Genomic DNA, 6,269 nt, shown 5'->3' with positions numbered 1-6,269 from the left:
CCACCGCCGGCGTCGCCGGCGCCGCCAGCCAGCCGGCCGCGACCCGCGGCGCCGACAGCGTCACGCTCGCCGGTCCGCCGACCGCCTGGCGCCAGACCCTGCAGGAAGCGCTGGGCGACCGCCTCCAGCTGCAGCTCGGCCGCGGCATGGAGCAGGCCACGATCCGCCTTGAGCCGCCGATGCTGGGCCGGATCGAGATCTCGGTACGCCACAGCGGCGGCAACCTGGAAGTGTCCATCGCCGCCTCCAACAGCGAAGTGCTGCGCCAGTTGAACACGGTCAGCGACAGCCTGCGCAACGACCTGGCCGGCCGCCAGTACAGCAACGTCTCGGTCAACGTGAGCGAGACCCCGCGCGCCCAATCCACCGCCCAGGCCGGCAACCAGCCGTCCGGCCAGCCCGGCGCCGATGCCGGGGGCCGTGGCCGCCAGCAGAGCGAGGAAGAACAGCGCCAGCGCACGCCCGGCCTGGCCCTGAACGACGCCGGCGACGCCGGTTCCCTGTTTTCGATGAATAACCGCGACTAAAGACCATGAAAGCAAAACTGATCATCGCCTTTGCCGGGGTCGCCGTGGCGGCCGCCGCCGCCGCGGGCGGCGCCATGTGGTACATGAACCCGGCGCCCGCAGCGGGCGCCGTGGCCAAGCCGGCCCCCGAGAAGAAGCCGACCAAGTACGTCACGCTGGACAAGGTGATCGTCATGCTGCGCCGCGCGCCGAACGAGCAGGCCGCGCACTACCTGTCGGTCGACCTGGTGCTGGCCACCACGCCGGCCGAAGAGAAGGAAGCCAAGGAACAGCTGCCGCTGCTGCGCTCGATCGCCGTCTCGGCGCTGTCGGCGCGCACCATGGCCGAAGCCTCGAGCATGACGGTCGACCAGTACGCGGCCGAGCTGAACAAGGTATTCAACGCCAACTATGAAAAGGAAAACCACATCAAGCCGTTTTCCGAAGTCATGGTCGGCAAGCTGATCATCGAGTGACACCATCCCGGGTGACCACGTGGCCTATATGACCGATTACCTCGACGTTGCCGCCGGCGCCTGCGCCGACTATGGCGAGGCGCAAGCCGCCGGCATGAGCGCCCAGGACGAGGGGCGCCACCTGCTGGCCTACGCGCCGCTGGTGAAGCGCATCGCGCGCCAGCTCGGCAGCCAGGTGTCGGGCGCGTTCGGGCGCGAGGACATGGAGCAAATCGGCCTGATGGGCCTGCTCGAAGCGCTGCGCCGCTACGGCCAGCCCGATGCCGGCTTTTCGAGCTATGCGGCGCTGCGCGTGCGCGGCGCCATCCTCGACGAGCTGCGGCGCCAGGACTGGCGTCCGCGCGCCGTGCGCCAGGACAGCCACCGCCAGCGCGACGCCCTGCGCGCGCTGACCCGCAGCCTGGGCCGCGAGCCGAGCGAGAAAGAGGCGGCGCAGGCCCTGGGCCTGTCCTTTGATGAGTATCAACAGTATCTGCTCGACGACAGTGCCGAGGAAATGCTGAGCTTTGACGAAGTCTTGCAGGAAGCGGTCGCCGAAGCCCACCATACGCCCGGCCCGGAAGAACAGTTCATGGTGCGGCGCAGCCTGGAACAGGTGCTGACCACCCTCAACGAAAAGGAGCAGCGCGTGATCCAGATGATCTACGAGTTCGAACTGAGCTACAAGGAAATCGCCGCCGTGCTCGACCTGTCCGACGCCCGCGTCTGCCAGCTCAACAAGAGTGCGCTGGCCAAGATGAAGGCCGCGCTCCAGCGCGACTGAACCGAATCACAGAATAAGCCAGAAAGGCCCTAAGTCATGCAGCAACTACTCGGCATCGCCATCGTGCTCGGCGCCATCTTCGGTGGATTCACCATGATGGGCGGCACCTTCGCCTCGATCTTCCACCCGGTCGAGATCCTGATCATCGGCGGCGCCGCCTTCGGGGCGCTCGTGCTCGGCAATCCGCGCCACGTGCTGTCCGAGATGGGCCACCAGCTCAAGAAGGTCGCGGCGCGCAAGAAGCACGACTCGGAATTCCAGCGCCAGCTGCTGCTCCTGATGTACGAACTGCTGCAGACCGCCGCCGGCGGCCTGAAGGCCCTGGACGCCCACGTCGAGGCGCCCGCCGAAAGCCCGCTGTTCCAGCGCTATCCGGCGATCCTGGCCGAGCCGAAGCTGCTGGCCTTCATCGTCGACAACTTCCGCCTGATGGCCATGGGCAAGATCAACGCCCACGAGCTGGAAGGCGTGCTGGAGCAGGAACTGGAAGCCATCCACGAAGAGCTGACCCAGCCGTCGAAATCGCTGCAGAAGATCGCCGAGGCGATGCCGGGCTTCGGCATCCTGGCCGCGGTGCTGGGCATCGTGATGGCCATGTACTCGGTCTCGGGCGGCGCCGATTCGGGCGAGATCGCCGAGAAGGTCGGCGCGGCCATGGTCGGCACCTTCATCGGCATCTTCTTTTGCTACGGCGTGCTCGAACCGCTGGCCAACCTGATGAAGCAGACCGTCAATTCGGACGCCTCGACCATGGAGACCGTCAAGGTGGTGCTGTGCACCCACGTGGCCGGCAAGCCGGCGCTGCTGGCGATCGACGCCGGACGCCGCCTGATCCAGCTGAACACCAAGCCCAGCTTCGCCCAGCTCGAACAGTGGATCAACGCCATGGGCGGCGAAGACGAATCGCAGAACAAGCGGCGCCGCGGCAGCGACCGCATGGCGGGGTAACACGTGTCGAAAACGAACGACAAGCACGAATCGACCATCGTCAAGCGCGGCGGCGGCAAGCACCAGCACGACGAGCACGGCGGCGCCTGGAAAGTGGCGTTCGCCGACTTTTGCCTGGCCCTGATGGCGCTGTTCCTGGTGCTGTGGCTGATCGCCGCGCGCGAGCAGCAGAACCTGAAGGCGATCGTGCGCGACGCCACCAGCGCCGGCATGCTCGAGGGGCAAGGCCAGAAGCCGGCCATCGCCACCGAGCCGAGCGGCAGCCTGATCGAACGCTTCGAAGTCCCGCGCACCGGCAATGCCGGCACCAGCCAGCCGGGCAGCCCGAGCGCCCCGAAGGTCGGCTATGAGACGCCAGCCGACCTGGCAGCATTGTCCAGGGCCCTGACCGAGCTGTCGGTGAACGCCGGCCTGGCCTCGAACCTGGCCACCGTCGTCACGCCCTACGGCTTGCGCGTGATGCTGCACGACACCGACAAGCAGGGCATGTTCATGCGCGGCAGCGCGCTGCCCACCGGCCGCTTCGCGCGCCTGCTGCAGAAGATGGGGCCGCTGTTCGCCCAGATGCGCAACCAGATGCTGATCATCGGCCATACCGATTCGAGCCGCTACGCCGGCATCGACAAGGGCGGCTACTCGAACTGGGCCCTGTCGACCGACCGCGCGCTGGCCGCGCGCGCCCAGCTGCTCACCGGCGGCATGCAGACCTCCACCATCCTGCAGGTGGTCGGCATGGCCGACCGCGGTCCGCTGCATCCGGAAGACCCGCTGGACGGCATGAACCGCCGCATCGAACTCCTGATCCTGACCAGCGCCCAGTCGCGCGCGGTGGCGAACATGTTCGGCGCCCCCGGCAGCAATGGAACGGCGCTGGGCAACGGCGCCACCGTCACGCTGCCCGACGCGACGGCGCTCGAAGAATTGCGCGGCCAACTGCCGAAAACGCCATGACGATCCAACCGAAATCTCGAGGTAACCGCATGAAAATCACCGGCTCATCCAACGCCGCCGTCGCCAGCGTCACTGTCGGCGCCCAGACCGTGGCCGCGCCGGTCCAGGCCGAGATGCCGGCGGCCGCCGGCGCCGCCCTGCAATCCGAGGTGCTGAAACCCGCGTCCGAAGCCCTGCGCGCCATGCCCGACTTCGACGCCGCCCGCGTGGCCGAGCTGCGCGATGCGCTGGCGCGCGGCGAGCTGCCGTTCGACCCGGGCCGCCTGGCCGGCCTGATCCAGAAATTCCACGGAGGACGCTGATGGCCACCCTCACCCGCACCCAGGCCAATGCGCTGCTGCTCGACGGCGTCCAGCGCGACCTGCACGAAGCGGCCGCCATCCACGCCCTGCTGGAACGGCAGTTCGAGGCCGCCGTGCGCCACCGCAGCGTTGAACTGACGGCGCTGGCCGAGGACCTTGCGCCGCTGCTCGAGGCCATGGAAGGGCGCCGCCAGCAACGCCTGCAGCTGGTGCGCGCCCTGCTCGGCGCGCAAGCCACGATGGAACAGTACATCGCCAGCCTGACACCGGCCGCGCGCGCCACTTTTGACGCCGCCTGGGCCGAGCTGGAAACCATCGTGCGCGCCTGCAAGGAAGCGACCATCCGCAATGGCCAGCTGCTGGCCGAGCAATACTCCGTGATGCAGCGCGTGCTGCATGGCGAGGATGGCATCTATGCGCCACGCTGATTTCTCCATCGCGCCGACCGCCGCCACGGCGGCCACGTCGGCCACCGCCGCGACCCGTCCGACCGCGGCCATCGGCGACGGCGGCGGCGCCGGCTTCGGCCGCCTGTTCAGCGAGCTGCAGGGCGAAGTGAACGCCTACATCCAGCACGGCGACGTCGACGGCGGCGCCGCCAGCAGCCTGAGCGCCGAAGGCGCCCTGCTGCGGCTGCGCGCGCAAGGCTTGATCATGGGCGAGGACGAGCGCGTCGACCCTGCCACCGCCAGCGGCGGCGCTGCCGCCAACACGCCGGAGCAGCAGGCGTTCCTGGACAGCATCGCCCCCTGGGCGCGCCAGGCCGCGCGACAACTCGGCGTGGCGCCGGAACTGGTGCAGGCCCACGCCGCGCTCGAATCGGGCTGGGGTCAGCGTCCGCTGCGCACCGCCGACGGCGCGAGCAGCCACAACCTGTTCGGGATCAAGGCCGGCGCCGGTTGGGAAGGCGCCGCCGGCGAGTCCACCACCACCGAATACGTGAACGGCGCCGCGCTCAAGACGCGCGAGCGCTTCCGCGCCTATCCGGACGCGGCCAGCGCCTTCCAGGACTATGCGCGCGTGCTCACCGATAATCCGCGCTACCGCGCCGCCCTGAACACCGGCAACGACGCCCAGGCCTTCGCCCAGGGACTGGCGCGCGGCGGCTATGCGACCGATCCCGGCTACGCCGCCAAGCTGGCCCGCATCGCGGCCAGCCTGCAAGGGAACCAGGAATGACGGACTATTCGCCCAGCGGCATGTCGATCGGCTGCACCGCGCCGGCGCCGAGCACGCGCATGCGCACCACCTGGCCGCTGGCGCTGTTCTTGACCCGCACCACGGCGCCGCGCGCGCCGGCGTCGAGCGCCTCGCCCGCCATGCTGACCTCGATGCCGTCCTCGCGCGCCGTCATGACCACGGCGTCGCCGCGTTTCACCACGATCGGGGCTACCAGCTGGCTGGCGCGCAGGACCTCGCCCGCGCGCAGGCTGCGCCGGCTCGACTGGCCGACCGCTTCCTCGGGCAGGCCGATCGGATCGCGCAGGTTGGTCACGTCGCGCCGCTCGAGCGTGACGTCGGATTCGCCCAGCGTCTGGTTGGCGCCCACCGGCGCCGCGGTCACCGCCACCAGCGCCGACATGCGCGCGCGCACCACGAAGTCGTGGCGCCAGCCCTGTCCGTCCGGGCAGCGCGCCACGAAGCGCATGCGCGCCGGCTGGCGCGTGTCGAGCGCTTCGACGCTTACCGGCCCCTTGCAGGCGGGCGCCGGACGACTGCTGACCACGTTCAGGTCGAACTCCGGATCGCCCAGCGCGCTGGCCGCGGCGACCTTCTCGAGTTGCTCGCGCGCGGCTTGTTCTATTTGTACGGAAAGAGTTTGCGCCGACCACGCTGTGGTGCACAACAGACAGGTTACAATACTTATTGTTGCCGTACGGAAAGCAATCATTGGACAATACGGGTCAGGCGGAAAGGCCCATTCTAACCAAGTTCACTGCAGTTCACTGGAGAATCGCCATGTCGATTAATTTCAAGGAAGCCCTCGGCGTCAGCGCCGACGCGCTCCAGCTGCGCGCCGAACGCACCCGCGTGCTGGCCGCCAACATCGCCAACGAAAGCACGCCCGGCTATACGGCGCGCGACATCGACTTCGCCAGCGTGATGCAGGACCGGATGGATGCCGACGACGGCCTGCCGACGCTCTCCGAGGACGGCCCGCTGTTTCGCGTGCCCTACCACCCGAGCGCCGACGGCAATACCGTCGAGATCGGCGTCGAGCAGGCGGCGTTCTCGCAGAACGCTTCCGATTTCCAGACCAGCCTGACCTTCATCAATATGAAGCTGCGCGGCCTGAACAAAGCCATCACCGGCCAATAAGGAG

The 6,269-nt window shown here is 68.7% G+C and carries 10 protein-coding genes; 9 read left to right on the top strand and 1 reads right to left on the bottom strand.

The features are described 5' to 3' along the window. The 8 genes from HMPREF9710_RS17805 to flgJ all read left to right on the top strand — a co-directional run. Positions 1–527, top strand: a 527-nt coding sequence (locus HMPREF9710_RS17805; RefSeq protein ID WP_005668606.1) for a flagellar hook-length control protein FliK, incomplete at its 5' end; no start/stop codon positions are given. Positions 528–532: 5 nt separating this feature from the next. Then, positions 533–982, top strand: coding sequence for a flagellar basal body-associated FliL family protein (locus HMPREF9710_RS17800; RefSeq protein ID WP_005668605.1), 450 nt, complete (start codon positions 533–535; stop codon positions 980–982). Positions 983–1,010: 28 nt separating this feature from the next. After that, positions 1,011–1,745, top strand: a complete 735-nt coding sequence (locus tag HMPREF9710_RS17795; protein ID WP_005668604.1) for a FliA/WhiG family RNA polymerase sigma factor — start codon at positions 1,011–1,013, stop codon at positions 1,743–1,745. 36 nt (positions 1,746–1,781) lie between these two features. Next, positions 1,782–2,693 carry a flagellar motor stator protein MotA gene (gene motA / locus HMPREF9710_RS17790; RefSeq protein WP_005668603.1) on the top strand — a complete coding sequence of 304 codons (912 nt, stop codon included), beginning with the start codon at positions 1,782–1,784 and terminating at the stop codon, positions 2,691–2,693. 3 nt (positions 2,694–2,696) lie between these two features. Continuing rightward, the gene (locus tag HMPREF9710_RS17785) at positions 2,697–3,644 is read left to right on the top strand and encodes a flagellar motor protein MotB (RefSeq protein ID WP_005668602.1); all 948 of its coding nucleotides are present in this window, start codon (positions 2,697–2,699) and stop codon (positions 3,642–3,644) included. A 29-nt stretch (positions 3,645–3,673) separates the two neighbouring features. Continuing rightward, complete coding sequence (flgM, locus tag HMPREF9710_RS17780; protein WP_005668601.1) at positions 3,674–3,946, top strand: flagellar biosynthesis anti-sigma factor FlgM; 273 nt, start codon at positions 3,674–3,676, stop codon at positions 3,944–3,946. Next, complete coding sequence (gene flgN, locus HMPREF9710_RS17775; RefSeq protein ID WP_005668600.1) at positions 3,946–4,374, top strand: flagellar export chaperone FlgN; 429 nt, start codon at positions 3,946–3,948, stop codon at positions 4,372–4,374. Before flgM ends, flgN begins: the two co-directional genes overlap by 1 nt. After that, positions 4,361–5,125, top strand: coding sequence for a flagellar assembly peptidoglycan hydrolase FlgJ (gene flgJ, locus HMPREF9710_RS17770; RefSeq protein ID WP_005668599.1), 765 nt, complete (start codon positions 4,361–4,363; stop codon positions 5,123–5,125). The genes flgN and flgJ overlap by 14 nt, the downstream gene beginning before the upstream one ends. Positions 5,126–5,129: 4 nt before the next feature. On the opposite strand, the gene flgA is transcribed toward flgJ, so the two are convergent. Further along, positions 5,130–5,792, bottom strand: a complete 663-nt coding sequence (gene flgA, locus HMPREF9710_RS17765; protein ID WP_229409855.1) for a flagellar basal body P-ring formation chaperone FlgA — start codon at positions 5,790–5,792, stop codon at positions 5,130–5,132. Positions 5,793–5,905: 113 nt separating this feature from the next. On the opposite strand from flgA, the gene flgB reads away from it, so the two are divergent. Beyond that, entirely contained in the window at positions 5,906–6,265 is a 360-nt protein-coding gene (flgB, locus tag HMPREF9710_RS17760; RefSeq protein WP_005668595.1) for a flagellar basal body rod protein FlgB, read from the top strand. Positions 6,266–6,269: the final 4 nt, after the last annotated feature.

Source organism: Massilia timonae CCUG 45783 (assembly GCF_000315425.1).
Taxonomy (GTDB): Bacteria; Pseudomonadota; Gammaproteobacteria; order Burkholderiales; family Burkholderiaceae_D; genus Telluria; species Telluria timonae.
The sequence above is the reverse complement of the archived record's forward strand: the minus strand, read 5'-3'. Positions and strand labels throughout refer to the sequence as shown.